General features: G+C 66.9%; 31 protein-coding genes. All 31 read right to left on the bottom strand.

Annotated features, from left to right (window positions below; translation table 11 throughout):
- Window positions 1–61: 61 nt before the first annotated feature.
- Window positions 62–430: a 30S ribosomal protein S13 gene (rpsM, locus tag A33M_RS07570; RefSeq protein WP_040619651.1), complete on the bottom strand. Its 369-nt coding sequence runs from the start codon at window positions 428–430 to the stop codon at window positions 62–64.
- A 242-nt stretch (window positions 431–672) separates the two neighbouring features.
- Window positions 673–1,299 carry an adenylate kinase gene (locus A33M_RS07575; protein WP_008385388.1) on the bottom strand — a complete coding sequence of 209 codons (627 nt, stop codon included), beginning with the start codon at window positions 1,297–1,299 and terminating at the stop codon, window positions 673–675.
- Window positions 1,296–2,627, bottom strand: coding sequence for a preprotein translocase subunit SecY (gene secY, locus A33M_RS07580; protein WP_008385390.1), 1,332 nt, complete (start codon window positions 2,625–2,627; stop codon window positions 1,296–1,298). Before secY ends, A33M_RS07575 begins: the two co-directional genes overlap by 4 nt.
- Before the next feature lie 93 nt (window positions 2,628–2,720).
- Window positions 2,721–3,209, bottom strand: coding sequence for a 50S ribosomal protein L15 (gene rplO, locus A33M_RS07585; RefSeq protein WP_008385393.1), 489 nt, complete (start codon window positions 3,207–3,209; stop codon window positions 2,721–2,723).
- A 114-nt stretch (window positions 3,210–3,323) separates the two neighbouring features.
- Window positions 3,324–3,524: a 50S ribosomal protein L30 gene (gene rpmD, locus A33M_RS07590; RefSeq protein WP_008385395.1), complete on the bottom strand. Its 201-nt coding sequence runs from the start codon at window positions 3,522–3,524 to the stop codon at window positions 3,324–3,326.
- Between the two features lie 20 nt (window positions 3,525–3,544).
- Window positions 3,545–4,102 (bottom strand): 30S ribosomal protein S5, encoded by a 558-nt coding sequence (gene rpsE / locus A33M_RS07595; protein WP_008385397.1) that lies wholly within the window; start codon window positions 4,100–4,102, stop codon window positions 3,545–3,547.
- A 37-nt stretch (window positions 4,103–4,139) separates the two neighbouring features.
- A complete protein-coding gene (gene rplR / locus A33M_RS07600; protein ID WP_008385399.1) occupies window positions 4,140–4,502 on the bottom strand; it encodes a 50S ribosomal protein L18 in 363 nt (120 codons plus the stop codon).
- Between the two features lie 11 nt (window positions 4,503–4,513).
- Window positions 4,514–5,047, bottom strand: coding sequence for a 50S ribosomal protein L6 (rplF, locus tag A33M_RS07605; RefSeq protein ID WP_008385401.1), 534 nt, complete (start codon window positions 5,045–5,047; stop codon window positions 4,514–4,516).
- Between the two features lie 11 nt (window positions 5,048–5,058).
- Window positions 5,059–5,451, bottom strand: coding sequence for a 30S ribosomal protein S8 (gene rpsH / locus A33M_RS07610; protein ID WP_008385403.1), 393 nt, complete (start codon window positions 5,449–5,451; stop codon window positions 5,059–5,061).
- Between the two features lie 13 nt (window positions 5,452–5,464).
- Window positions 5,465–5,770, bottom strand: a complete 306-nt coding sequence (gene rpsN / locus A33M_RS07615) for a 30S ribosomal protein S14 (RefSeq protein WP_008385405.1) — start codon at window positions 5,768–5,770, stop codon at window positions 5,465–5,467.
- Window positions 5,771–5,814: 44 nt separating this feature from the next.
- Entirely contained in the window at window positions 5,815–6,501 is a 687-nt protein-coding gene (rplE, locus tag A33M_RS07620; RefSeq protein WP_008385407.1) for a 50S ribosomal protein L5, read from the bottom strand.
- The gene (rplX, locus tag A33M_RS07625) at window positions 6,494–6,811 is read right to left on the bottom strand and encodes a 50S ribosomal protein L24 (protein WP_008385408.1); all 318 of its coding nucleotides are present in this window, start codon (window positions 6,809–6,811) and stop codon (window positions 6,494–6,496) included. The genes rplE and rplX overlap by 8 nt, the downstream gene beginning before the upstream one ends.
- The gene (gene rplN / locus A33M_RS07630; RefSeq protein WP_008385410.1) at window positions 6,811–7,179 is read right to left on the bottom strand and encodes a 50S ribosomal protein L14; all 369 of its coding nucleotides are present in this window, start codon (window positions 7,177–7,179) and stop codon (window positions 6,811–6,813) included. Before rplN ends, rplX begins: the two co-directional genes overlap by 1 nt.
- A 37-nt stretch (window positions 7,180–7,216) precedes the next feature.
- Window positions 7,217–7,462 (bottom strand): 30S ribosomal protein S17, encoded by a 246-nt coding sequence (rpsQ, locus tag A33M_RS07635; protein WP_008385412.1) that lies wholly within the window; start codon window positions 7,460–7,462, stop codon window positions 7,217–7,219.
- A 13-nt stretch (window positions 7,463–7,475) separates the two neighbouring features.
- Window positions 7,476–7,682, bottom strand: coding sequence for a 50S ribosomal protein L29 (gene rpmC / locus A33M_RS07640; protein WP_008385414.1), 207 nt, complete (start codon window positions 7,680–7,682; stop codon window positions 7,476–7,478).
- Between the two features lie 10 nt (window positions 7,683–7,692).
- Complete coding sequence (gene rplP / locus A33M_RS07645; RefSeq protein ID WP_008385415.1) at window positions 7,693–8,106, bottom strand: 50S ribosomal protein L16; 414 nt, start codon at window positions 8,104–8,106, stop codon at window positions 7,693–7,695.
- Between the two features lie 37 nt (window positions 8,107–8,143).
- A complete protein-coding gene (gene rpsC, locus A33M_RS07650) occupies window positions 8,144–8,845 on the bottom strand; it encodes a 30S ribosomal protein S3 (protein ID WP_008385417.1) in 702 nt (233 codons plus the stop codon).
- Window positions 8,846–8,856: 11 nt separating this feature from the next.
- Complete coding sequence (rplV, locus tag A33M_RS07655) at window positions 8,857–9,240, bottom strand: 50S ribosomal protein L22 (protein WP_008385420.1); 384 nt, start codon at window positions 9,238–9,240, stop codon at window positions 8,857–8,859.
- Between the two features lie 19 nt (window positions 9,241–9,259).
- Complete coding sequence (rpsS, locus tag A33M_RS07660; protein WP_040619652.1) at window positions 9,260–9,538, bottom strand: 30S ribosomal protein S19; 279 nt, start codon at window positions 9,536–9,538, stop codon at window positions 9,260–9,262.
- A gap of 11 nt (window positions 9,539–9,549) precedes the next feature.
- Window positions 9,550–10,386, bottom strand: coding sequence for a 50S ribosomal protein L2 (gene rplB, locus A33M_RS07665; RefSeq protein ID WP_008385425.1), 837 nt, complete (start codon window positions 10,384–10,386; stop codon window positions 9,550–9,552).
- A 10-nt stretch (window positions 10,387–10,396) separates the two neighbouring features.
- Window positions 10,397–10,696, bottom strand: a complete 300-nt coding sequence (locus A33M_RS07670; protein ID WP_008385427.1) for a 50S ribosomal protein L23 — start codon at window positions 10,694–10,696, stop codon at window positions 10,397–10,399.
- A complete protein-coding gene (rplD, locus tag A33M_RS07675; RefSeq protein ID WP_008385429.1) occupies window positions 10,693–11,313 on the bottom strand; it encodes a 50S ribosomal protein L4 in 621 nt (206 codons plus the stop codon). The genes A33M_RS07670 and rplD overlap by 4 nt, the downstream gene beginning before the upstream one ends.
- Before the next feature lies 1 nt (window position 11,314).
- Window positions 11,315–12,058, bottom strand: coding sequence for a 50S ribosomal protein L3 (gene rplC / locus A33M_RS07680; RefSeq protein WP_008385431.1), 744 nt, complete (start codon window positions 12,056–12,058; stop codon window positions 11,315–11,317).
- Between the two features lie 38 nt (window positions 12,059–12,096).
- Window positions 12,097–12,405: a 30S ribosomal protein S10 gene (gene rpsJ / locus A33M_RS07685; protein ID WP_008385434.1), complete on the bottom strand. Its 309-nt coding sequence runs from the start codon at window positions 12,403–12,405 to the stop codon at window positions 12,097–12,099.
- Window positions 12,406–12,528: 123 nt separating this feature from the next.
- A complete protein-coding gene (gene tuf, locus A33M_RS07690; RefSeq protein WP_008385435.1) occupies window positions 12,529–13,719 on the bottom strand; it encodes an elongation factor Tu in 1,191 nt (396 codons plus the stop codon).
- Window positions 13,720–13,778: 59 nt separating this feature from the next.
- Window positions 13,779–15,851, bottom strand: a complete 2,073-nt coding sequence (fusA, locus tag A33M_RS07695; protein WP_008385438.1) for an elongation factor G — start codon at window positions 15,849–15,851, stop codon at window positions 13,779–13,781.
- A gap of 43 nt (window positions 15,852–15,894) precedes the next feature.
- Complete coding sequence (rpsG, locus tag A33M_RS07700; RefSeq protein WP_008385440.1) at window positions 15,895–16,365, bottom strand: 30S ribosomal protein S7; 471 nt, start codon at window positions 16,363–16,365, stop codon at window positions 15,895–15,897.
- A gap of 15 nt (window positions 16,366–16,380) precedes the next feature.
- Window positions 16,381–16,752 (bottom strand): 30S ribosomal protein S12, encoded by a 372-nt coding sequence (rpsL, locus tag A33M_RS07705; protein WP_008385443.1) that lies wholly within the window; start codon window positions 16,750–16,752, stop codon window positions 16,381–16,383.
- A gap of 395 nt (window positions 16,753–17,147) precedes the next feature.
- Window positions 17,148–18,755, bottom strand: coding sequence for an alpha-amylase family glycosyl hydrolase (locus A33M_RS07710; protein ID WP_008385446.1), 1,608 nt, complete (start codon window positions 18,753–18,755; stop codon window positions 17,148–17,150).
- Between the two features lie 126 nt (window positions 18,756–18,881).
- Window positions 18,882–19,826, bottom strand: coding sequence for a class A beta-lactamase (bla, locus tag A33M_RS07715; RefSeq protein ID WP_008385448.1), 945 nt, complete (start codon window positions 19,824–19,826; stop codon window positions 18,882–18,884).
- A 177-nt stretch (window positions 19,827–20,003) separates the two neighbouring features.
- On the bottom strand, window positions 20,004–24,215 hold the full coding sequence (gene rpoC / locus A33M_RS07720; protein WP_008385450.1) for a DNA-directed RNA polymerase subunit beta': 4,212 nt from the start codon (window positions 24,213–24,215) through the stop codon (window positions 20,004–20,006).
- Window positions 24,216–24,219: the final 4 nt, after the last annotated feature.

Raw genomic sequence — 24,219 nt, forward strand, 5'->3', positions numbered from 1 at the left:
CGCACCGTTCCGCCTCTGACCTGAAGACCTGCGGCCGAGTGCCGGCGGCCCGTTGATACTCTTACTTCTTCTTGCCGGCGATCGGCTTGGCCGGACCCTTCCGGGTGCGGGCATTGGTGTGGGTGCGCTGGCCGCGCACCGGCAGGCCGCGACGATGGCGCAGGCCGCGGTAGCAGCCGAGGTCCATCAGCCGCTTGATGTTCATCGAGGTCTCGCGGCGCAGATCGCCTTCGACCAGATAGTCGCGGTCGATCATCTCGCGGATCTGCAGCACCTCGTTGTCGGTCAGCTGCGACACGCGGCGCTCGACCGGGATGCCGACCTTCTCGACGATCTCCAGGGCCTTCGCCGGCCCGATCCCGTGGATGTACTGAAGACCAATGAGCACGCGCTTATTGGTCGGAATGTTCACGCCAGCAATACGGGCCAAAGCCGCAGCTCCTTCTTCCCCCCGGCCGTCGTCGCCGGTTGTTCGCCTCTATGCGCTGCCGATACGCGCGAAAACGACGCCACTCCCCGATTTCGGGGGCCCGGCGCCGTCCATGAGTTCACTCCGACAGGGAACGCAGTATTTACGGATTCCCTTCGGACCCGTCAACCTCTGCGCCCTCGAGTCGCCGTGATCTCCTGTCCGGCTCCCGCCGCGGCGTGCGCCGGACGGTTCGGACACGATCACCGTGCGGCCGCCGCCGACGCGGACCGGCCGCCCGCCGCCTTGGCCGTCTCAAGCACCTCCTCGATCGACGCGGTCACCCGGTCGATCGAGGCCATTCCGTCGACGGTTCGGAGCATGCCCTTGCCGTCGTAATACGCCGTCAGCGGCGCGGTCTGGGACCGGTACGCCGAAAGGCGCGTCTTCAGCGCCTCGGGGTTGTCGTCCGGTCGCACCGCCTCGCCTTTCGCGGTCATCTCCCGTACACGATTCTCGACCCGCGCGAGCAGCGCCGCCTCGTCGACCTTCAGCTCGACCACCGCATCGAGCGCAAGGCCCTTGTCGGCGAGCATCGCCTCGAGCGCCTCGGCCTGCGGCACGGTGCGCGGAAAGCCGTCGAGGATGAAGCCGTTGGCGGCGTCGGGCTGGTCGATCCGGTCGGACACGATCGCCACCACCACCGCGTCCGGCACCAGCTCGCCACGCGCCATGATGTCCTTGGCCTTCAGGCCGACCGGCGTCTCCGCCTTGACCGCGGCGCGCAGCATGTCGCCGGTCGAGAGCTGGACGATGCCGTGGCTCTGCACCAGGCGCTGGGCCTGGGTGCCCTTGCCGGCACCCGGCGGTCCGAGCAGGATCAGTCTCATCGACGACGGCCCCTCAGCTTGGATTTCTTGATCAGGCCTTCGTACTGATGAGCGAGCAGGTAACCCTGCACCTGCGCCACCGTATCCATCGTCACGCTGACCACGATCAGGAGCGACGTGCCGCCGAAGTAGAACGGCACCGCCGCGTATGAAATGAGGATTTCCGGGATCAGGCAGACGATCGCGAGATAGGCCGCGCCGATCACGGTGATGCGCGTGAGCACGTAATCGATGTACTCCGCGGTGCGCTCGCCCGGACGAATGCCGGGGATGAAGCCGCCGTGCTTCTTGAGATTGTCGGCGGTCTCGGTCGGATTGAACACGATCGCCGTGTAGAAGAAGGCGAAGAAGACGATCATGCCGATATAGAACACCAGGAACAGCGGACGGCCGTGGCCGAGCTGGGTGGTGATGGTCGACAGCCACTCCGGCCCCTGCCCCGCGTTCAGGTTGGCGACGGTGGTCGGCAACAGGAGGAGCGAGGAGGCGAAGATCGGCGGAATGACGCCCGACGTGTTCAGCTTGAGCGGCAGGTGCGAGGTCTGGCCCTCGAACATGCGGTTGCCGACCTGGCGCTTCGGGTACTGGATCAGCAACCGGCGCTGCGCCCGCTCCATGAACACGATGAAGGCGATGACCGCGATCGCCATGACGATGATGCCGAGGATCAGGCCGGTCGACAGCGCGCCCTGGCGACCGAGTTCGAGCATGCCGGCGATCGCGCTCGGCAGCTCGGCGACGATGCCGGCGAGGATGATCAGCGAGATGCCGTTGCCGATGCCGCGCGCGGTGATCTGCTCACCGAGCCACATCAGGAACATGGTGCCGCCGGTCAGCGTGATCACCGTCGAGATGATGAAGGTCGGGCCCGGATCGGCGACCACCGAGCCCGCGCCCTGCAGGCCGACCGAGATGCCGTAGGCCTGGAAGCCGGCCAGGATCACCGTGAGATAGCGGGTGTACTGGTTGATGATCTTCCGGCCCGCCTCGCCCTCCTTCTTGAGGGCCTCGAGCTGGGGCGACACCGTCGTCATCAGCTGGATGATGATCGACGCGGAGATGTACGGCATGATGTTCAGCGCGAAGATCGCCATCCGATGGATGCCGCCTCCCGCGAACATGTTGAACATGCCGAGAATGCCGCCCGCCTGGGTGCGGAAGATCTGCTCCCACTGGCCGGGATCGATGCCCGGCAGCGGGATGTAGGTGCCGAGCCGGTAGACCAGCAGCGCCCCCAGCGTGAACCAGATACGCTTCTTGAGCTCCTCGGCCTTGGCGAGGGCCGAGAAGTTGAGATTGGCTGCCAGTTGCTCTGCTGCAGAGACCATGTCGAAGCTCCGGTTGCCGCCCTGGTCGGCGTCGCCCCCGATCGGCGGCGCCGAGCCGGCGTCGCCGAGCCGGCGCAGACCCCGATATGGGGATCAGCCGGCCTGTTCGCCCGTCTCTTTGCGGACGGCCAGCACCTTCACGGTGCCGCCGAGCTTCTCGACGGCGGCGATCGCCGACTGCGAAGCGCCGTGCACCTCGAAATCGACCTTGGCGGTGAGCTCGCCGCCGCCCAAGAGCCGGACGCCGTCGCGGGCGCGCCGCAGCACGCCGGCATTCACCAGCGCCGCGCAGTCGATCACCGCGTCGGTCTTGAGCGTGCCCTTGTCGATCGCCGCCTGGACGCGACCGATGTTCACCTCGTTGAGGTCGAGCGCGAAGATATTCTTGAAGCCGCGCTTCGGCAGACGCCGATGCAGCGGCATCTGGCCACCCTCGAACCCCTTGATGGCGACGCCGGTGCGCGCGGTCTGGCCCTTGCCGCCGCGCCCGCCGGTCTTGCCCTTGCCGGACCCGATGCCGCGGCCGATCCGCATGCGCGCCTTGCGGGCCCCTGGCTTGTCCGCGATCTCGTTGAGCTTCATGTCGAATTCCTCGGGTCTAGACGGGTCGCCCGGCCCTGGCGGCCGCAGTCTCCGCGCCGCACCGCGTGCGGCCGCCGGACGACCGGCCGGGCCGAGCCCGGCCGCGACGAACGCTTATTCGCCCTCGCGCTCGAGCACGCGGACGAGGTGATGCACCTTGCTGATCATGCCCTGCACGGACGGCGTGTCCGGCAGCTCGGACACGCGCCCGATCTTGTTGAGGCCGAGCCCGACCAGCGTCTCGCGCTGATCGTGCCGGCGGCGGATCGGGCTGCCGATCTGCTGGACCCGGAGGGTCTTGGTCTCGCTCGCCATCTCGCTTCTCCCGGCGGGGCTCACTCGGACGCCGCCTCGGCGTCGGCGCCTTCGCGCCGGCGCGACTGCAGCGCCGAGACCTTGATGTTGCGGCGCGCCGCGACCGAGCGCGGCGAATCCTGGTTCTTCAGCGCATCGAAGGTCGCCCGCACCATGTTGTACGGGTTCGACGAGCCGAGCGACTTCGCCACCACGTCCTGCATGCCGAGCGTCTCGAACACGGCGCGCATCGGGCCGCCGGCGATGATGCCGGTACCGGCGGGCGCCGCACGCAGCTGCACCTTGCCGGCGCCGTGATGGCCGGTGACGTCGTGATGGAGGGTGCGGCCCTCGCGCAGCGGCACCCGGATGAGGCCGCGCTTGGCCGCATCGGTCGCCTTGCGGATCGCCTCCGGCACCTCGCGGGCCTTGCCGTGGCCGAAGCCGACGCGGCCCTTCTGGTCGCCGACCACCACCAGCGCGGCGAAGCCGAACCGGCGGCCGCCCTTCACGACCTTCGCGACGCGGTTGATGTGAACGAGCTTATCGGTGAACTCGTTGTCGCGCTCGTCCCGATCGCGTTCGCGCTCACGTGCCATGTCATAATCTCCGTTCGGGCGCGCGCCCGCTGCCCCGTCAGAAATTCAGCCCGCCCTCGCGGGCGCCGTCGGCCAGCGCCTTGACGCGGCCGTGATAGATGTAGCCGCCGCGGTCGAAGACCACGTCCTTGACACCCTTGGCGGCCGCCCGCTCGGCGAGCAGCTTGCCGACCGTCTTGGCGGCTTCCTTGTCGGCGCCCGTCTTGAGGCTTTCGCGCAGCGCCTTCTCCAGCGAGGAGGCGGCCGCGATCGTCTCGCCCTTCAGGTCGTCGATCACCTGGGCGTAGATGTGCTTGGAGGACCGGTGGACGGACAGCCGAAGCCGATCGCCCGCCACCGCCTTGAGGGCACGCCGCACGCGGCCGGCGCGCCGTGCCGTCTTGATGCTGAGCCTGGACATCGTGCGCCCCGTTATTTCTTCTTGCCTTCCTTGCGGAAGATGTATTCGCCCGCGTACTTGATGCCCTTGCCCTTGTAGGGCTCCGGACCGCGGAACGCGCGAATTTCGGCGGCCACCTGGCCGACCCGCTGCTTGTCGATGCCGGCGATCACCACCTCGGTGGGCTTCGGCGTCGTGATCACGATCCCCTCGGGGATCGGATAGACCACGTCGTGGCTGTAGCCGAGCGCGAGCTGCAGGTTCTTGCCCTGCACCTGGGCGCGGTAGCCGACGCCGGTGATCTCCAGCTTCTCCTCGAAGCCCTTCGAGACCCCGGTGACGAGGTTCGACACGAGCGTGCGCGAGGTGCCCCACATGGAGCGGGCCCGCTTGGTCTCGTGACGCGGCGTCACCTTGATGGCGCCCTCTTCCATGGCGATGACGATCTCGTCGGGCAGCACGAGATCGAGCGTACCCTTCGGCCCCTTGGCCTTGACCGTCTGGCCCTTGATGTCGGCGGTGGTTCCGGAGGGGACCGGCACCGCCCTCTTGCCGATGCGAGACATGCTGGCCCTCGTTAGAACACCGTGCAGAGAACTTCGCCGCCCACATTGGCGTCGCGGGCCGCATGGTCCGCCATCACGCCCTTGGGGGTCGACACGATCGCGACGCCGAGGCCGTTGTTGACCCGCGGCAGCGTCTTGACCGACGCATAGACCCGCCGGCCGGGCTTCGACACGCGGGCGATCTCGCGGATCACCGGAGCGCCGTCGAAATACTTCAGCTCGATGTCGAACTCGGTGCGCCCGTCGGCGTGCTCGGTCATCGAGTAGTCGCGGATGTAGCCTTCGGTCTTGAGGACCTCGAGCACGCTCGCGCGCAGCTTCGAGCCGGGGGTCGAGACCCGCGTCTTGGAGCGCATCTGCGCGTTGCGGATGCGGGTGATCATGTCACCGATCGGATCGTTCATCGTCTCGACCCTCTCACCAGCTCGACTTCAGGAGGCCCGGGATCAAGCCCTTGGACCCCAGCTCGCGCAGCGCGATACGGCTCATCTTGAGCTTGCGGTAGAACGCCCGCGGGCGGCCGGTCACGTCGCAGCGGTTGCGGATGCGGGTCGCCGAGCCGTTGCGCGGCATCTCGGCGAGCTTGAGCGCCGCGGCGAAGCGCTCCTCCATCGGGCTGTTCTTGTCGCTCGCGGCGGCCTTCAGGCGCGCCCGCTTCGCTGCCTGCTGCGACACGAGCTTGCGCCGGTGCTCGTTCTTCTCGACAGCACTCTTCTTCGCCATTCGCTGCTCCTAACTCCGCGTCTGAGCCGGTCGTTCGACCCGGCTCACTGCCGGAACGGGAAATTGAAAGCCTGCAGCAGCGCGCGCCCTTCCGCATCGGAACGCGCCGTGGTGCAGACCGTGATGTCCATGCCCCAGACCTCGGCCACCTGGTCGTAGTCGATCTCCGGGAAGATGATGTGCTCCTTGATGCCGAGCGTGTAGTTGCCGCCGCCGTCGAAGCTCTTCGGGTTGAGCCCGCGGAAGTCGCGCACGCGCGGCAGCGCGATGTTGATCAGCCGGTCGACGAACTCGTACATCCGGTCCTTGCGCAGCGTCACCTTGCAGCCGATCGCCTGGCCCTCGCGCACCTTGAAGGTGGCGATCGACTTGCGCGCCTTGGTGATCACCGGCTTCTGGCCGGAGATCAGCGCGAGGTCGTCGGCCGCCTGCTCGACCTTCTTGCGGTCGGCCACGCCCTCGCCCACGCCCATGTTGATCACGATCTTGGTGATCTTGGGGACCTGGAACTGGTTCTTGTAGCCGAATTCCTCGGTCAGCTTCTTCTTGACCACCTCGTCGTACTGCACGCGCAGCCGCGACGGACCCTTCGGCTCGTCGAACGCGACGGTCGGCGCTGCCTTCGCCTTCGGCTTGGCCTTGGCCTGCACGGCCTTGTCGGCCGCGGCCGGCGCGCCCTTGGCGCCCTTCTCGGGCTTCTTGGCGTCGGCCTTCTTGTCCTTGTCAGCCATTGATCTCGGCTCCCGAACGCTTGGCGATCCGCACCTTGGTGCCGTTCTCCAGAATCTTGAACCCGACACGGGTCGGCTTGCCGTCCTTGGGATCGGCGAGCGCGAGGTTCGACAGGTGGATCGGCGCTTCCTTGGAGATGATGCCGCCCTCCTGCTGGGCGGTCTGGCGCTGGTGACGCTTGACGATGTTGACGCCGCGCACCAGCGCGCGATTCTCGGACGGGCGCACCGCGATCACCTCGCCGGTGCGGCCCTTGTCACGTCCGGTGAGCACGACGACCTTGTCGCCCTTGCGGATCTTCGCAGCCATCACAACACCTCCGGGGCGAGCGAGATGATCTTCATGTGGTTGCGGGCGCGCAGCTCGCGCGGCACCGGGCCGAAGATGCGAGTGCCGACCGGCTCGGCCTGATTGTTGATCAGGACCGCGGCGTTGCGGTCGAACCGGATCACCGAGCCGTCGGCACGGCGGATGTCCTTGGCCACCCGCACGACGACCGCCTTCATGACGTCGCCCTTCTTCACGCGGCCGCGCGGAATCGCCTCCTTCACGGACACCACGATGACGTCCCCGATGGTCGCGTACTTGCGCTTCGAGCCGCCCAGCACCTTGATGCACATGACGCGGCGCGCGCCGGAATTGTCCGCCACGTCGAGATTGGTCTGCATCTGGATCATGATGAGCCGCCTTGTTTTTTCCTGTTGGAGCGCGCGGCTATTTCGCGCGCTTCTCGCCTTGGACGACCGCCCACCGCTTCAGCTTGGAGATCGGGCGATGCTCCTCGATCCACACGGTGTCGCCGACCGCGTACTCGTTCTGCTCGTCGTGAGCGTGATACTTCTTCGACCGCCGGACCGTCTTCTTCATCACCGGATGGGTGAATCGACGATCGACCCTGACCACCACGGTCTTGTCGAGCTTGTCGCTCACGACGGTCCCTTGCAGCATGCGCTTCGGCATCGCTGTCGTCTCCTCACTTGGTCTCGCCGGCAGCGCGCTTGCCCTGCGCGACCGTCTTGATCCGGGCGATGTCGCGGCGCACCTGGCGCACGCGCGACGTGTTCTCGAGCTGACCGGTCGCCTTCTGAAAGCGCAGGTTGAACTGCTCCTTCTTCAGCTTCAGCAGCTCGTCGTCGAGCTGGTCGACCGTCATCGTGCGCATGTCGTCGAGCTTCGCCATCGTTCGCTCCTTATTCCCCGAGGCGCTCGACGAAGCGCGTCTTGATCGGCAGCTTGGCGGCCGCGAGCGTCAGCGCCTCGCGCGCGATCTCGCTGGTCACGCCGTCCACCTCGAACAGCACGCGGCCGGGCTTCACCCGGGCCACCCAGTATTCCGGCGCGCCCTTGCCCGATCCCATGCGCACCTCGAGGGGCTTCTTGGAGATCGGCACGTCCGGGAAGATCCGGATCCAGACGCGGCCGGCGCGCTTCATGTGGCGCGTCATCGCCCGGCGGGCGGCCTCGATCTGACGAGCCGTGATCCGCTCCGGGGCCATCGCCTTCAGGCCGAACTGGCCGAACGCCAGGGTCGTCCCGCTGGTCGCGACGCCCTTGATGCGACCCTTGTGCGCCTTGCGGAATTTCGTGCGGGTCGGTTGCAGCATGGATCAACCCTTCCTGTTCTCTCTCGCGCCGCCGACCTCAGGCCGCATGACGCGGCGGACGGCCGCCCGCGTCGGCCTCGGCCGCGCGCTTGTCCTGCGCCATCGGGTCGTGCTCGAGGATCTCACCCTTGAAGATCCACACCTTGCAGCCGCACGTGCCGTAGGTCGTGAAGGCGGTGGCGACGCCGTAGTCGACGTCGGCGCGCAGCGTGTGCAGCGGCACCCGGCCCTCCCGATACCACTCCATGCGGGCGATCTCGGCGCCGCCGAGCCGACCGGAGCAGTTGATGCGGATGCCCTCGGCGCCGAGACGCATCGCCGACTGCACGGCGCGCTTCATCGCGCGGCGGAAGGCGACGCGACGCTCGAGCTGTTGGGCGATCGATTCCGCGACGAGCTGCGCGTCGAGCTCGGGCTTGCGGATCTCGACGATGTTCAGCACCACGTCGGAATGCGTCAGCGCGGCGACCTTGCGGCGCAGCTTCTCGATGTCGGCGCCCTTCTTGCCGATCACCACGCCCGGTCGGGCCGAGTGGATGGTGACGCGGCACTTCTTGTGCGGGCGCTCGATGACGATGCGCGACACCGCCGCCTGCTTGAGCTGCTTCATCAGCTCGCGCCGGATCGCCATGTCCTCGTGCATCAGCTTGCCGTACTCGGTCTTGCCCGCGTACCAGCGCGAATCCCAGGTCCGGTTGATGCCGAGCCTGAGGCCGATCGGATTGACCTTCTGACCCATGAAAGGCCTCCTTAGGATGCGCTGGCTTCGACCTGACGAACGACGATCGTCAGGTGCGAGAACGGTTTCATGATCTTGCCGGAGCGGCCCCGGCCGCGCGGCACGTAGCGCTTGATCACCAGCCCCTTGCCCACGTGCGCCTGCGCCACCACCAGATCGTCGATATCGAGATCGTGGTTGTTCTCGGCGTTGGCGATGGCCGACTGCAGGCACTTGCGCACGTCGCGGGCAATCCGCTTGCGCGAGAACTCGAGGTCGGCGAGCGCAGTCTGCACCTTCTTGCCGCGAATGAGCTGTGCGACGAGATTGAGCTTCTGCGGTGAAACCCGGAGCATCCGGGCGACCGCCTTGGCCTCGTTGTCGGCGAGGCTGCGCGGATGCGAATTCTTGCTCATGATGTCCAGGCTCCTCGCCTCAGCCCCGCTTGGCCTTCTTGTCGCCGGAGTGGCCGTGGAAGGTCCGGGTCGGCGAGAACTCGCCGAACTTGTGCCCGACCATTTCCTCGGTCACCAGCACGGGGACGTGCTTGTGCCCATTGTGGACCCCGAACGTGAGGCCCACGAACTGCGGCAGGATCGTCGAACGACGCGACCACGTCTTGATCACGTCGTGCCGGCCGGACGAGCGGGCGGTATCCGCCTTCTTCAGCAGATAGCCGTCGACGAACGGACCCTTCCACACGGAGCGCGCCATCTCGTGCTTCCTTATTTCTTCTTCCGCACGTGGCGGCTGGAAACGATGAACTTGGTCGTGGTCTTGTTCTTGCGGGTCCGCTTGCCCTTGGTGGGGAAACCCCACGGGGACACCGGATGCCGACCGCCCGAGCTGCGGCCTTCGCCGCCGCCGTGCGGATGATCGACCGGGTTCATCGTCACGCCGCGATTGTGCGGGCGCTGGCCGAGCCAGCGGGAGCGACCGGCCTTGCCGATCGAGGTGTTCATGTGGTCCGGGTTCGACACCGCACCGACGGTGGCCATGCAGCGGCCGTGCACCAGGCGCTGCTCGCCGGAGCTCAGACGCAGGATCACGTAGTCGCGGTCGCGACCGACGATCTGTGCGTAGGTACCGGCCGAGCGGGCGAGCTGACCGCCCTTGCCCATCTTCAGCTCGATATTGTGCACGATCGTGCCGATCGGCATGCTGGCCAGCGGCATCGCGTTGCCCGGCTTCACGTCGACCTTCTCGCCCGACACCACGGTGTCGCCGATGGCGAGCCGCTGCGGCGCGAGAATGTAGGCGAGCTCGCCGTCCTCGTACTTGATCAGCGCGATGAACGCCGAGCGGTTGGGATCGTACTCGATCCGCTCGACGGACGCCGGCACGTCGGCCTTGCGACGCTTGAAGTCGACCAGACGCAGCGCCTGCTTGTGGCCGCCGCCGCGGAAACGAACCGTGGTGCGGCCGGTGTTGTTGCGGCCGCCGCTCGACGATTTGCCGACCGTGAGCGCCTTGACCGGCTTGCCCGACCAGAGGGCCGAGCGATCGACGATGACCAGCTGGCGCTGGCCCGGCGTCGTCGGCTTGAAAGTCTTGAGTGCCATCGCGGTTCCCCTAGAGCCCCGTCGTCACGTCGATGCGGTGGCCCTCTTCGAGGGTCACGATCGCCTTCTTGACGTCCGAGAGCTCGCCCTTGACGCCCTTGAAGCGTCGCGTCTTGCCCTTGCGGATCAGCGTGTTCACCGCCTTCACCTTGACGTCGAACAGCTTCTCCACCGCCTCCTTGATCTGCGGCTTGGTGGCGGTCTTGCGGACCTTGAACAGCACCTGATTGTGCTCGGACGCCTGGGTCGCCTTCTCGGTGATGATCGGGCTGACGATGACGTCGTAGTGGCGCGGATCCCTCGTCGTCATTTGAAGCGCGCCTCCAGCGCATCGAGCGCGGCCCGGGTCAGAACGAGCTTGGTCCGCCGCAGGATGTCGTAGACGTTGATCCCCTGCACCGGCAGCACGTCGATGTTCGGGATGTTGCGAGCCGCCATCGAGAACTTCGCTTCGAGCTCGGCCCCGTCGATGATCAGCGCGTTGTCGAGGCCGAGCGCGGCGAACCGCGTCTTCAGCGTCTTGGTCTTGCCGTCGTCGAGCGCCGCCTTGTCGAGCACGACGATGCCGCCGTCCTTCGCCTTGGCCGACAGCGCGTGACGGAGCGCCAGCGCGCGCACCTTCTTCGGCAGGTCGATCGCGTGGCTGCGAACCTGCGGGCCGAAGGCGCGGCCGCCGCCGCGGAACTGCGGCGCGCGCGCCGAGCCGTGGCGGGCACTGCCGGTGCCCTTCTGCTTGTACATCTTCTTGCCGGTGCGCCAGATCTCCGCGCGGTTCTTGACCGCGTGAGTGCCGCGCTGACGGCGCGAGAGCTGCCAGACGATGCAGCGCTGGATCAGATCCGCGCGCGGCTCGAGACCGAAGATCTCCTGGTCGAGATCGATCGACCCGGCGGCCTCGCCTTCAAGGGTTTTGACGTCGAGCTGCATGTCACGCTCCCTCGGCCGGCGCTTCCGGGGCCGTCTCGGCCGCCACGCCACCCGCTGCGCCGTCGCCGTTCGGCAGACGGAACTTACCGGGCATCGGGACGTCCTTCGGCAGCGACTTCTTCACGGCGTCGCGCACCGTGATCCAGCCGCCCTTGGCGCCCGGCACCGCACCTTCGACCAGGATCAGCCCACGCGTCACGTCGGTCTGCACCACCTTGAGGTTCAGGGTGGTGACGCGCTCGACGCCCATGTGGCCGGCCATCTTCTTGTTCTTGAAGGTCTTGCCGGGATCCTGACGGCCACCGGTCGACCCGTGCGAGCGATGCGAGATCGACACGCCGTGGGTGGCCCGCAGACCGCCGAAGTTCCAGCGCTTCATCGGGCCGGCATAGCCTTTACCGACCGAGGTGCCGGTCACGTCGACGAACTGGCCGACGACGAAATGGTCCGCCGTGATCTCGGCGCCGACGGGGATCAGCCCGCCGTCGTCGACCCGAAACTCGACCACCTCGCGCTTCGGCTCCACCTTGGCGACCGCGAAATGTCCGCGCTCGGCCTTCGGCGTGTTCTTCGGCTTGCGGACACCCGCGCCGAGCTGCATCGCGACGTAGCCGTTCTTTTCCTTGGTGCGGTGGGCGACGACCTGGCAATTCGCCAGCCGGAGCACCGTGACGGGCACGTGCTCTCCCGCGTCCGTGTAGACGCGCGTCATCCCGACCTTCTGTGCGATCACACCGGAACGCATCGTTCTCGTCCTTTTCTGCGCCGTGCCCGGCAGCGCCCTCAGAGCTTGATCTCGACGTCCACGCCGGCGGCGAGGTCGAGTTTCATCAGGGCGTCGACGGTCTGCGGAGTGGGATCGACGATGTCGAGCAGCCGCTTGTGGGTGCGCATCTCGAACTGCTCGCGGCTCTTCTTGTCGACGTGCGGCGAGCGATTGACCGTGAACTTCTCGATCTTGGTCGGCAGCGGAATCGGACCGCGCACCTGCGCGCCGGTCCGCTTCGCCGTCGCCACGATCTCGCGCGTCGAGGCATCGAGAATGCGGTGATCGAACGCCTTGAGGCGAATTCTGATGTTCTGGCCGTTCATGTCTTCTGCCTCGATCGCCGTCGCTACGGGCGAATAGCGAATAGCGAATGGTGAGTAGGGCCGAAGGGAGCGGGAAGCGGCGAGCGGACAATTCCGCGCGCCGCCCCTGCTCGCCGTTCGAACTTACTCGATGATGCTCGCCACGACGCCGGCGCCGACCGTGCGGCCGCCCTCACGGATGGCGAAGCGGAGCTTCTCCTCCATGGCGATCGGCACGATGAGCTCGACGGTCATCGCGCAGTTGTCGCCCGGCATCACCATCTCCGTGCCCTCGGGGAGATGAACGACGCCGGTCACGTCGGTGGTGCGGAAGTAGAACTGCGGACGATAGTTGGTGAAGAACGGGGTGTGACGACCGCCCTCCTCCTTCGTCAGGATGTAGGCCTCGGCCTTGAACTTGGTGTGCGGCTTGACGGAGCCGGGCTTGCACAGCACCTGGCCGCGCTCCACGTCCTCGCGCTTGGTGCCGCGCAGCAGGCAGCCGACATTGTCGCCCGCCTCGCCCTGGTCGAGCAGCTTGCGGAACATCTCGACGCCGGTCACGGTGGTCTTGACGGTCGGCTTGATGCCGACGATCTCGACTTCCTCGCCGACCTTGATCACGCCGCGCTCGATACGGCCGGTCACCACGGTGCCGCGGCCGGAGATCGAGAACACGTCCTCGACCGGCATCAGGAAGGGTTGATCCTTCGGACGATCCGGCTGCGGGATGTAGTCGTCGACCTGCTTCATCAGCTCGAGGATCGCCTCGCGGCCGATCTTGTCTTCCTTGCCCTCGAGCGCCATCAGGGCCGAGCCCTTGACGATCGGGATCTTGTCGCCGGGAAAGTTGTACTTCGACAGGAGCTCGCGTACCTCGAGCTCGACGAGCTCGAGCAGCTCCGGATCGTCGACCATGTCGACCTTGTTCATGAACACGACCAGCGCCGGCACGCCGACCTGACGGGCGAGCAGGATGTGCTCGCGGGTCTGCGGCATCGGGCCGTCGGCAGCGGACACCACCAGGATGGCGCCGTCCATCTGCGCCGCGCCGGTGATCATGTTCTTCACGTAGTCGGCGTGCCCGGGGCAGTCGACGTGCGCGTAGTGGCGGGTCGCGGTCTGATATTCGACGTGCGCGGTCGAGATGGTGATGCCGCGGGCCTTCTCTTCCGGAGCCTTGTCGATCTGGTCGTAGGCCGTGAAGGTCGCGCCACCCGCCTCGGCGAGGACCTTGGTGATCGCGGCGGTCAGCGTCGTCTTGCCGTGATCCACGTGTCCGATCGTGCCGATATTGCAGTGCGGCTTGTTACGTTCGAACTTCTCTTTGGCCATCGGGACTCTCCGTTGCCTTCAGTCGTTTTGGCGTTGCGGTCGTGACGGTCAGGCTGAGGTCAGGCGAACTTCGCCTGAACCTCCTGAGCCACGTTCTGCGGAACTTGCTCGTAATGGTCGAACTGCATGGTGAAGGTGGCACGTCCCTGCGACATCGACCGCAGCGTATTGACGTACCCGAACATGTTGGCGAGCGGCACCATGGCGTTCACCACGTTGGCGTTCCCCCGCATGTCCTGGCCCTGGATCTGGCCGCGACGCGAATTGAGGTCGCCGATCACCGAGCCGGTGTACTCCTCGGGAGTGACCACCTCGACCTTCATGATCGGCTCGAGCAGCACGGAGCCGCCCTTCTGCAGCGCCTCGCGCAGCGCCGCCCGCGACGCGATCTCGAAGGCCAGCGCCGACGAGTCGACATCGTGGAACTTGCCGTCCACCAGCGTGACCTTCAGGTCCACCACCGGGAAGCCGGCGATGACGCCCGAGCCGAGGACCGAGTTCAGGCCCTTCTCGACGCCGGGGATGTATTCCTTCGGCACCGCGCCGCCGATGATCGCGTTCTCGAACACGAACCCGGTGCCCGGCTCGGCCGGCTCGACCACGATCTTGACGCCGGCGAACTGGCCGGAGCCGCCCGTCTGCTTCTTGTGGACGTAGTCGATCGTCACCGACTTGGTGAGCTTCTCGCGATAGGCCACCTGCGGCGCGCCGATATTGGCGTCGACCTTGTAGGTGCGCTTGAGGATGTCGACCTTGATGTCGAGATGCAGCTCGCCCATCCCCTTGAGGATGGTCTGGCCGGACTCGGTGTCGGTCGACACGCGGAAGGACGGATCCTCGGCCGCGAGCTTGGCCAGCGCCACGCCCAGCTTCTCCTGGTCGGCCTTCGACTTCGGCTCGATCGCGATCTCGATGACGGGGTCCGGGAACTCCATCTTCTCGAGGATGACCGGCTTGTTCGGGTCGCACAGCGTGTCGCCGGTGCGGGCCTCTTTCAGGCCGGCCAGCGCGACGATGTCGCCCGCATAGGCTTCCTTGATGTCCTCGCGGTTGTTCGCGTGCATCAGCAGCATGCGGCCGATCCGCTCCTTGCGCTCGCGCGTGGAGTTGATCACGCCGGTGCCGCTCTGCAGGATGCCCGAATAGATGCGGCAGAAGGTGATGGTGCCGACGAAGGGGTCGTCCATGATCTTGAAGGCGAGCAGCGCCATCGGCTCGTTGTCGTCGGGATGACGAACGACCTCGTTGCCGTCGGCGTCGACGCCCTTGATCGCCGGCACGTCGAGCGGCGACGGCAGGAAATCGACCACGGCGTCGAGCAGCGGCTGCACGCCCTTGTTCTTGAAGGCCGAGCCGCACAGCACCGGATAGAAGGCGCCGGTGACCACCGCCTTGCGCAGCAGGCGGCGCAGCGTCGCCTCGTCGGGCTCGTTGCCCTCGAGGTACGCGGTCATCACCTCGTCGTCGAGCTCGACGGCGGCCTCGATCATGTACTCGCGATATTCCTTCGCCTTGTCGGCGAGGTCGGCCGGGATCGCGTCGTCACGATAGTGCGCGCCGAGTGCGTCGTCGTCCCAGAACACCGCGACCATGCGGATGAGGTCGATCACGCCCTTGAAATTGCTCTCCGAGCCGATCGGCAGCTGGATCGCGACCGGGCGGGCGCCGAGGCGGGTCTTGATGTCCTCGAGGCACTTGAAGAAGTCGGCCCCGATCTTGTCCATCTTGTTGCAGAAGACGATCCGCGGAACCTTGTACTTGTCGCCCTGGCGCCAGACCGTCTCGGTCTGCGGCTCGACGCCCTGGTTGGAGTCGAGCACGCATACCGCACCGTCGAGCACGCGCAGCGAACGCTCCACCTCGATCGTGAAGTCGACGTGCCCGGGGGTGTCGATGATGTTGAGCCGCTTGCCCTTCCAGAAGGCCGTCGTCGCCGCCGAGGTGATGGTGATGCCGCGCTCTTGCTCCTGCGTCATCCAATCCATCGTGGCGGCGCCCTCGTGGACCTCGCCGATCTTGTGGCTCTTGCCCGTGTAATAGAGGATCCGCTCGGTCGTCGTCGTCTTGCCCGCGTCGATGTGGGCCATGATGCCGAAGTTGCGGTAGTCCTCGATGGGATGCGCGCGGGGCATGGGGGGTCTTCCTTCGATGTCGTGCGAGCGGCAGGTCGCAGGGCTACCAGCGATAGTGCGAGAAGGCGCGGTTCGCTTCCGCCATGCGGTGCGTGTCCTCGCGCTTCTTCACGGCGTTGCCGCGGTTGTTGGAGGCGTCGAGCAGCTCGGAGGAGAGGCGCTCGGTCATGGTCTTCTCGTTACGGGCGCGCGCGGCCGAGATCAGCCAGCGGATGCCGAGCGCCTGACGGCGGTCGGTGCGCACCTCGACGGGCACCTGATAGGTGGCGCCGCCAACGCGGCGGGAGCGCACCTCGATGGCCGGCATCACGTTGTCGAGCGCCGACTGGAACACCGACAGCGGGTTGGTCTTGGTCTTGCCCTCGATGATGTCGAAGGCACCATAGACGATCGCCTCGGCCGCCGACTTCTTGCCGGCATACATGATCGAGTTCATGAACTTGGTGACGACGACGTTGCCGAACTTCGGATCCGGCAAGATCTCGCGCTTGTCTGCACGGTGACGGCGGGACATGATCGTTCTCCGCGATTACTTCGGGCGCTTGGCGCCGTACTTGGACCGGCGCTGCTTGCGGTTCTTGACGCCCTGGGTGTCGAGGACGCCACGCAGGATGTGATAGCGAACGCCGGGCAGGTCCTTCACGCGGCCGCCGCGGATCATCACCACCGAGTGCTCCTGCAGATTGTGGCCCTCGCCGGGGATGTAGCCGATCACCTCGAACCCGTTGGTCAGCCGGACCTTGGCGACCTTGCGGAGCGCCGAGTTCGGCTTCTTCGGCGTAGTCGTGTAGACGCGCGTGCAGACGCCCCGCTTCTGCGGGCTCTGCTGAAGGGCCGGAACTTTCTTGCGCGCCCGCTGCGGGACCCGCGGATTACGGATCAGCTGATTGATGGTCGGCATCGCTCGCCTTCAGTCTCCTGTGCGGGCTCTCGCCCGTCGCGCCGAATTCCGCTGCGCGTCGCGCTCACACGCGAAAACGCACCGTGCGCCATCCCCCGAGGAGGTGGCGCACCGTCGACAGAGGAACACGAGACAAAGAGGTCCCGCGCTCGTGTACACCAAACCTGACAGTCGTGTGTCAGAGGCAGCGTTTGAGCATCATTCGTCGAGGCTGCTGGTGTCCCGCTGATTTTCTTGCAGCACCGGGGCTGCGAAAAAACCGTGTCGCGAGACGAGCCGTACCGACCAGCGAAGCTCACCGCCTGCCGAAAAGTGGGCGGGTTTTAGCGGCCACAGTCGGGGAAGTCAAGCGCCCCTACCGGATGCGGCCATTTTCGTGGCAGCGCGCGCAGCCGTTAGGCGCCGGCGGGGGTGCGGTCGAGGGCGATCACCACTCCTTCGTGTCCTCGCAAGGCGATTTCGCCGTCCACCGACTCGCCGTCGCGGTCACCGAAGGCCGAAACCAGCACCCTGCCCCGAGTCGCACGGCCCTCCAGGGCCATCGAGACCGGCTCGCCGGACAGATTCAGGGCCACCAACACGCGATCACCGGAAAGTGTACGTACATAAACGAGAATATCGCCCGTGGCGGCGATCTTTTCGTAGCTTCCCTGCGTCAGCACCCGATTCTGCCGCCGCAGCGCGATCAGCCGGCGGTACAAATTGAGCACCGAGGTCGAATCATCCTGCTGATTCGCCACGTTTTCCTGGCGAAAGTCGGCGGCCAGCGGCAGCCACGGCTCGGTGGTCGAGAATCCGCCGTGGGGCGCCGGCTCCCACTGCATCGGCGTGCGGCAGGGATCGCGGCCGACGCCGATCCCCGGCACGTTCTTCTCGTAGGGGTCGCGCACCCGCTCGGGCGGCACCGCGACGTCGGCCATGCCGATCTCCTCGCCATAATAGAGTGTCGGCGTGCCGCGCAGCGTGAGCAGCAGCATCGCCGCGACTCGCACCTGGTCGCGGCCGACTCGCGTGCCGACCCGCGGCCGGTCGTGATTCCCGAGCACCCAGTTCGGCCAGCCGCCCTCCGGCAGCGCCGTCTCGTACTCCTCGATCAGCCGGGCGAGGGTTTCCGCGTGCCACTCGGCGTTGAGCAGTGCGAAATTGAACGGCAGATGGGCGCCCGAGAGGTCCGCGCCGTAATACGTGACGAGCCGCTCGATCGGCAGGTAGATCTCGCCGATCAGCACCCGCTCGTCGAACTCCTCGATCACCTTGCGCATCTCGGCGATGACGTCGTGCACCTCCGGCCGGTCGGCGGTGTAGAGGGGGATCACCTTTTCCGCCGGCGGGCGGCCCGGATGCCAGTCCGGGTTGGGCGGGTTTTCGCGGAACTGGTCGTCCTTGATCAAATGCCAGATCACGTCGACGCGAAAGCCGTCGACGCCGCGGCGCAGCCAGAAGCGCATCACATCGTGCATCGCCTCGCGCACCGCGGGGTTGCGCCAATTGAGGTCCGGCTGCTTGTCGAGGAAGGCGTGGTAGTAGTACTGGCCGGTCGCCGGGTCGAACTCCCAGGCGCTGCCGCCGAACTCCGACAGCCAGTTGTTGGGCGGCCCGCCGTCGGGAGCCGGGTCGCGCCAGATGTACCACTCGCGCTTCGGGTTGTGCAGCGAGGCGCGGCTCTCCTCGAACCACGGATGCCGGTCGGAGGTGTGGTTCGGCACGAGGTCGAGCAAAACCTTGATGCCGTGCGCGTGGGCGGCCGACAACAGCGCGTCGAAGTCCGCCATGGTGCCGAAGACCGGGTCGATCGCCGTGTAGTCGGAGATGTCGTAGCCGAAGTCGGCCATCGGCGAGGGATAGATCGGCGACAGCCACAAGGCGTCGACGCCGAGCTCGACGAGATGCGGCAGGCGCGCGAGAATGCCCGGAAGATCGCCGATGCCGTCGCCGTCGGAATCCTGAAACGAGCGCGGATACACCTGATAGAGAATGCCGGCCTGCCACCACCGATCGGCCATCTTGCCCCTCGCGTCTTGTCCAGGGGCTTTTGCTCGCCGCCCTCGTCCGCCCGCCCGCCACGCCGGCCGACGCCGCCAGGCGGCCACCCCCCGGGGGCATAAACCGCTCACGGGGAAAATGGTTTCTCAGTCGCGGATGAGGCCAGCGATCGCCCGGCCGACCGCGGCGATGATCTCGTCGCGCCGCGCCGGTGGAGCCGACGAGCCGGTGAGAAAGACGGCGACCAGAACCGGCGGCCGCCCCGGCGGCCAAAAGATCGCGACGTCGTTGCTGGTGCCGTTGCCGCCGGCGCCGGTCTTGTCGCCGACCCGCCAGCCGTCCGGCACGCCGGCCCGCAGCCGCGCCCCGCCGGTCTCGTTGGCGACCATCCAGCCCACCAGCTTTTCGCGCGAGGGCGGTGCCAGTGCGTTGCCGAGAGCGAGCGCATCGAGATCGGCGAGCATCGCCTTCGGCGTCGTGGTGTCGCGCGGATCGCCCGGCAGCGCCTCGTTGAGCGCGGGCTCCTTGCGATCCAGCCGCGTGACCGTGTCGCCGAGCGAGCGGACGAAGGCGGTCGCGCCCGCCGGCCCGCCGAGCGCGTCGAGCAAAAGGTTGGCCGCCGTGTTGTCGCTCACGGTCATCGCCGCCGCGCACAGCGCCTCGACCGTCATGTCGCCGCCCGCGTGCCGCCGGGTGACCGGGGCATGAGCGAGGAGATCGCTCTCGGCGACCGGGATCGTGCGGTCGAGCCGGTCGTCGCCGCGGTCGACCTTTGCCAAGGTGGCGCCGGTGACGAGCAGCTTGACGGTGCTGCACATCGGAAAGCGCTCGTCGGCACGGTGGCCCGCGCGTGCGCCGGTGCGCGTGTCCAAGAGCGCGACGCCGAGACGGCCGCCGCTCTGTTGCTCGAGCGCGGCGAACGTTTCGGCGAGCGGCCCCGGAAAGGCGGCGGCACCCGCCCTGCCCCGCCCCCCGACTAACCAGCCGGCGGCCGCGGCGAGCCCGGTCAGCACACGTCGCCGGCTCGGTGACGACAGGCTCGGTGACGGCAGGCTCGGGCGCAGCAGGCTCGGAAGGGCTCGGCTCGGCATGGTCGCCTCCTCCACGGCACGACGACCGACGACAGCGCCGCCGACGTCCGTGACCGCTCCTCGCCACACGGCAAGAAGGCCGCCCGAAGGCGGCCTTCCAATGTTTGTTCGAGGCCCGCACGCTCGAAGACGCGGCCCGGGCGAGTCCTCACACGGCGTCCGTCACGCGGGCGTCCGTCACTCCGCGGCGGGCAGCGCCGGCGGCGGCTCGGTGGGCTCCGGCGGCTGCTCCACCCGCTCCTTCTCGCGCTCCTCGAGGATGAGCGAGTCGCGCTTGGAAGCGACCTCACGCAGCGTGTTCATCTGCGCGCCGGTGCCCGCCGGGATCAGCCGGCCGACGATGACGTTCTCCTTGAGGCCGTCGAGGGTGTCGCACTTGCCGCCGACGGCGGCCTCGGTGAGCACCCGCGTGGTCTCCTGGAACGACGCCGCCGAGATGAAGGAGCGGGTCTGCAGCGAGGCCTTGGTGATGCCGAGCAGCACCGGATGCCCCTTCGCTTCCCGCTTGCCCTCCTCGCGGGCCCGCTCGTTGACGGCGGCGAGCTCGACCCAGTCGATCTGCTCGCCCTGGATCAGATCGGTCTCGCCGGCGTCGTCGACCTCGACCTTCTGCAGCATCTGGCGAACGATCACCTCGATGTGCTTGTCGTTGATGCCGACGCCCTGGAGCCGGTAGACCTCCTGGATCTCGTTGACGAGATAGGCGGCGAGCTCCTCGACGCCCTTGACCGCCAGGATGTCGTGCGGCGCCGGGTTGCCCTCGACGATGTAGTCGCCCTTCTCGATCAGATCGCCGTCCTGCAAGTGGATGTGCTTGCCCTTCGGGATCAGATACTCCTTGGCCTCCTCGTCCTTCTCGCTCGGCTCGATGGTGAGGCGACGCTTGTTCTTGTAGTCGCGCCCGAACCGCACGGTGCCGGAGATCTCGGCGATCACCGCCGCCTCCTTCGGCCGCCGCGCCTCGAACAGCTCCGCCACCCGCGGCAGACCGCCGGTGATGTCGCGCGTCTTGGCGCTCTCGGTCGGCATGCGGGCGATGGTGTCGCCCGCCTTCACCCGCGTGCCCGGATCGACCGACAGGATGCAGTCGACCGCGAGCTGATAACGTGCGTCGCCGCCGCGGGCGAGTTTCAGGATGTGGCCCTGGTCGTCCTTGATGACGATCGAGGGGCGCAGATCCGGGCCCCGTCCCGAGCCCGCACCACGCCAGTCGATCACCACGCGCTTGGCGATGCCGGTCGACTCGTCGAGCGTTTCCGACATCGACTGGCCTTCGACCAGATCCTCGAAGTCGACCACGCCCTCCGCCTCGGTGAGGATCGGCCGGGTGTAGGGATCCCACTCGGCGATGCGGTCGCCGCGGGTGATCTTGGCGCCCTCGTCCACCTTCACGCGCGAGCCGTACTGGATCCGATGGATGGCGCGCTCGGTGCCGTCCTGATCCACCACGATCACCGCCATGTTGCGCGCCATGGCGATCATGTCGCCATCGGAGTTGCGCATCATGTTGCGGTTCTTGATCCGGATCGTGCCGTCGAAGTTCGACTCGACGAACGACTGCTCCGAGATCTGCGCCGCGCCGCCGATGTGGAACGTGCGCATCGTGAGCTGGGTGCCCGGCTCGCCGATCGACTGCGCCGCGATGACGCCGACCGCCTCGCCCATGTTGACCGGCGTGCCGCGGGCGAGATCGCGCCCGTAGCAGGCGCCGCACACGCCCGAGGTGTTCTCGCAGGTCAGCACCGAGCGGATCTTCAGCTCCTGCACGCCGCCCTTGACGATGCGATCGACGTCGCGCTCGTCGAGCAGCGTGTTGCGCGGCACGATCAGCTCGCCGGTCGCCGGCGCCCGCACGTCCTCCGCCACGGTGCGGCCGAGGATGCGGCTGCCGAGCGAGGCCACCACCTGACCGGAGTCGATGATCGCCCGGACCTTGATGCCCCTCTCGGTGCCGCAGTCGTTGCTCGTGATGATGCAATCCTGCGCCACGTCGACCAGACGCCGCGTGAGATAGCCCGAGTTCGCGGTCTTCAACGCGGTGTCCGCGAGGCCCTTGCGGGCGCCGTGGGTCGAGTTGAAGTATTCCAGAACCGACAGGCCCTCCTTGAAGTTCGAGATGATCGGGCTCTCGATGATCTCGCCCGACGGCTTGGCCATCAGGCCGCGCATGCCGGCGAGCTGGCGCATCTGGGCCGGCGAACCGCGCGCCCCGGAGTGGGCCATCATGTAGATCGAGTTGATCGGCACCTCGCGGCCCGAGCCGTCCTCGACCTTACGCACGGCCGAGATCTCGCGCATCATCTCGTCGGCGATCTGCTCGGTGCACTTGGACCAGGCATCGACCACCTTGTTGTACTTCTCGCCCTGGGTGATCAGACCCTCGAGGAACTGCTGCTCGAACTCCTTCGCGAGCGTGCGGGTCTTCTCGACGATCTGCCACTTCGAGCTCGGCACCACCATGTCGTCCTTGCCGAACGAGATGCCGGCCTTGAACGCGTGATAGAAGCCGAGCGCCATGATGCGATCGCAGAAGATCACCGTCTCCTTCTGACCGCAGTGGCGGTAGACGGTGTCGATCATGTTGGAGATCTCTTTCTTGGTCATCAGCTTGTTGACGACCTCGAAGGGGATCTTCTTGTGGCGCGGCAGCACCTGGGCGAGCACGACGCGGCCCGGCGTCGTCTCGATCACCCGCGACACCTCCTCGCCGTTCTCGTCGAGACCTTCCCAGCGATACCGGATCTTGGAGTGCAGCGTGAGGACCTTCTGGCCCAGCGCGTGATCGATCTCGGCGAGATTGCCGAACGCCTTGCCCTGCCCCGGCTCGTTCTCGCGAACGATCGAGAGATAATAGAGGCCGAGCACGATGTCCTGCGACGGCACGATGATCGGCGAGCCGTTGGCCGGGTGCAGGATGTTGTTGGTCGACATCATCAGCACGCGGGCCTCGAGCTGCGACTCGATCGACAGCGGCACGTGGACCGCCATCTGGTCGCCGTCGAAGTCGGCGTTGAAGGCCGCGCACACCAGCGGATGCAGCTGGATCGCCTTGCCCTCGATCAGCGTCGGCTCGAACGCCTGGATGCCGAGGCGGTGCAGCGTCGGCGCGCGGTTGAGCAGCACCGGATGCTCGCGGATCACCTCGTCCAGGATGTCCCAGACCTCCGGCTTCTCCTTCTCGACCAGCTTCTTCGCCTGCTTCACCGTGGTCGACAGGCCCTTGGCGTCGAGCCGCGAATAGATGAACGGCTTGAACAGCTCGAGCGCCATCTTCTTCGGCAGGCCGCACTGGTGCAGCTTCAGCTCCGGACCGACCACGATCACCGAGCGGCCGGAATAGTCGACGCGCTTGCCGAGCAGGTTCTGACGGAACCGGCCCTGCTTGCCCTTCAGCATGTCGGCGAGCGACTTCAGCGGACGCTTGTTGGCGCCGGTGATGACGCGGCCGCGCCGGCCGTTGTCGAACAGCGCGTCGACCGCCTCCTGCAGCATCCGCTTCTCGTTGCGGATGATGATGTCGGGCGCGCGCAGCTCGATCAGCCGCTTGAGGCGGTTGTTACGGTTGATGACGCGGCGATAGAGGTCGTTCAGATCGGACGTCGCGAAGCGGCCGCCGTCGAGCGGGACGAGCGGGCGCAGGTCCGGCGGGATCACCGGCACGACGGTGAGGATCATCCATTCCGGCCGGTTGCCGGACTGGACGAAGGCCTCGATCAGCTTGAGGCGCTTGGCGAGCTTCTTCGGCTTCAGGTCCGAAGTCGACTCGGCGATCTCCTTGCGCAGATCGGCGGCGATCTTCTCGAGATCCATCGCCTTGAGCATCTCGCGGATCGCCTCGGCGCCGATCATCGCGGTGAAGCTGTCGGCGCCGTACTCGTCCTGCGCCCGCAGATACTCCTCCTCGGAGAGCAGCTGCCGGTTCTGCAGCGGCGTCAGGCCGGGCTCGAGCACCACGTAGTATTCGAAGTACAGGATCCGCTCGAGGTCCTTGAGGGTCATGTCCATCAAGAGACCGATGCGGCTCGGCAGCGACTTCAGGAACCAGATGTGGGCGACCGGAGCGGCGAGCTCGATATGGCCCATGCGCTCGCGGCGCACCCGCGAGAGGGTGACCTCGACGCCGCACTTCTCGCAGATGATGCCCTTGTACTTCATGCGCTTGTACTTGCCGCACAAGCACTCGTAGTCCTTGATCGGGCCGAAGATGCGGGCGCAAAACAGGCCGTCGCGCTCCGGCTTGAAGGTGCGGTAGTTGATCGTCTCCGGCTTCTTGATCTCGCCGTACGACCACGACAGAATCTTTTCCGGGCTGGCGATCGAGATGCGGATCTGATCGAACACCTGGGCCGGCGCCTGCGGCCCGAAAAGGTTCATGACCTCTTGATTCATACTC

The sequence above is a fragment of the Rhodovulum sp. PH10 genome, assembly GCF_000293785.1.
In the GTDB taxonomy this organism is placed as follows: Bacteria; Pseudomonadota; Alphaproteobacteria; order Rhizobiales; family Xanthobacteraceae; genus Rhodoplanes.

Coding starts and splice junctions, on each gene's coding strand:
- A33M_RS07575 (WP_008385388.1), bottom strand. CDS start 1,299: ATGAGACTGATCCTGCTCGGACCGCCGGGTGCCGGCAAGGGCACCCAG.
- secY (WP_008385390.1), bottom strand. CDS start 2,627: ATGGTCTCTGCAGCAGAGCAACTGGCAGCCAATCTCAACTTCTCGGCC.
- rplO (WP_008385393.1), bottom strand. CDS start 3,209: ATGAAGCTCAACGAGATCGCGGACAAGCCAGGGGCCCGCAAGGCGCGC.
- rpmD (WP_008385395.1), bottom strand. CDS start 3,524: ATGGCGAGCGAGACCAAGACCCTCCGGGTCCAGCAGATCGGCAGCCCG.
- rpsE (WP_008385397.1), bottom strand. CDS start 4,102: ATGGCACGTGAGCGCGAACGCGATCGGGACGAGCGCGACAACGAGTTC.
- rplR (WP_008385399.1), bottom strand. CDS start 4,502: ATGTCCAGGCTCAGCATCAAGACGGCACGGCGCGCCGGCCGCGTGCGG.
- rplF (WP_008385401.1), bottom strand. CDS start 5,047: ATGTCTCGCATCGGCAAGAGGGCGGTGCCGGTCCCCTCCGGAACCACC.
- rpsH (WP_008385403.1), bottom strand. CDS start 5,451: ATGAACGATCCGATCGGTGACATGATCACCCGCATCCGCAACGCGCAG.
- rpsN (WP_008385405.1), bottom strand. CDS start 5,770: ATGGCGAAGAAGAGTGCTGTCGAGAAGAACGAGCACCGGCGCAAGCTC.
- rplE (WP_008385407.1), bottom strand. CDS start 6,501: ATGGCTGACAAGGACAAGAAGGCCGACGCCAAGAAGCCCGAGAAGGGC.
- rplX (WP_008385408.1), bottom strand. CDS start 6,811: ATGGCTGCGAAGATCCGCAAGGGCGACAAGGTCGTCGTGCTCACCGGA.
- rplN (WP_008385410.1), bottom strand. CDS start 7,179: ATGATCCAGATGCAGACCAATCTCGACGTGGCGGACAATTCCGGCGCG.
- rpsQ (WP_008385412.1), bottom strand. CDS start 7,462: ATGCCGAAGCGCATGCTGCAAGGGACCGTCGTGAGCGACAAGCTCGAC.
- rpmC (WP_008385414.1), bottom strand. CDS start 7,682: ATGGCGAAGCTCGACGACATGCGCACGATGACGGTCGACCAGCTCGAC.
- rplP (WP_008385415.1), bottom strand. CDS start 8,106: ATGCTGCAACCGACCCGCACGAAATTCCGCAAGGCGCACAAGGGTCGC.
- rpsC (WP_008385417.1), bottom strand. CDS start 8,845: ATGGGTCAGAAGGTCAATCCGATCGGCCTCAGGCTCGGCATCAACCGG.
- rplV (WP_008385420.1), bottom strand. CDS start 9,240: ATGAGCAAGAATTCGCATCCGCGCAGCCTCGCCGACAACGAGGCCAAG.
- rpsS (WP_040619652.1), bottom strand. CDS start 9,538: ATGGCGCGCTCCGTGTGGAAGGGTCCGTTCGTCGACGGCTATCTGCTG.
- rplB (WP_008385425.1), bottom strand. CDS start 10,386: ATGGCACTCAAGACTTTCAAGCCGACGACGCCGGGCCAGCGCCAGCTG.
- A33M_RS07670 (WP_008385427.1), bottom strand. CDS start 10,696: ATGACGACGAGGGATCCGCGCCACTACGACGTCATCGTCAGCCCGATC.
- rplD (WP_008385429.1), bottom strand. CDS start 11,313: ATGCAGCTCGACGTCAAAACCCTTGAAGGCGAGGCCGCCGGGTCGATC.
- rplC (WP_008385431.1), bottom strand. CDS start 12,058: ATGCGTTCCGGTGTGATCGCACAGAAGGTCGGGATGACGCGCGTCTAC.
- rpsJ (WP_008385434.1), bottom strand. CDS start 12,405: ATGAACGGCCAGAACATCAGAATTCGCCTCAAGGCGTTCGATCACCGC.
- tuf (WP_008385435.1), bottom strand. CDS start 13,719: ATGGCCAAAGAGAAGTTCGAACGTAACAAGCCGCACTGCAATATCGGC.
- fusA (WP_008385438.1), bottom strand. CDS start 15,851: ATGCCCCGCGCGCATCCCATCGAGGACTACCGCAACTTCGGCATCATG.
- rpsG (WP_008385440.1), bottom strand. CDS start 16,365: ATGTCCCGCCGTCACCGTGCAGACAAGCGCGAGATCTTGCCGGATCCG.
- rpsL (WP_008385443.1), bottom strand. CDS start 16,752: ATGCCGACCATCAATCAGCTGATCCGTAATCCGCGGGTCCCGCAGCGG.
- A33M_RS07710 (WP_008385446.1), bottom strand. CDS start 18,755: ATGGCCGATCGGTGGTGGCAGGCCGGCATTCTCTATCAGGTGTATCCG.
- bla (WP_008385448.1), bottom strand. CDS start 19,826: ATGCCGAGCCGAGCCCTTCCGAGCCTGCTGCGCCCGAGCCTGCCGTCA.
- rpoC (WP_008385450.1), bottom strand. CDS start 24,215: ATGAATCAAGAGGTCATGAACCTTTTCGGGCCGCAGGCGCCGGCCCAG.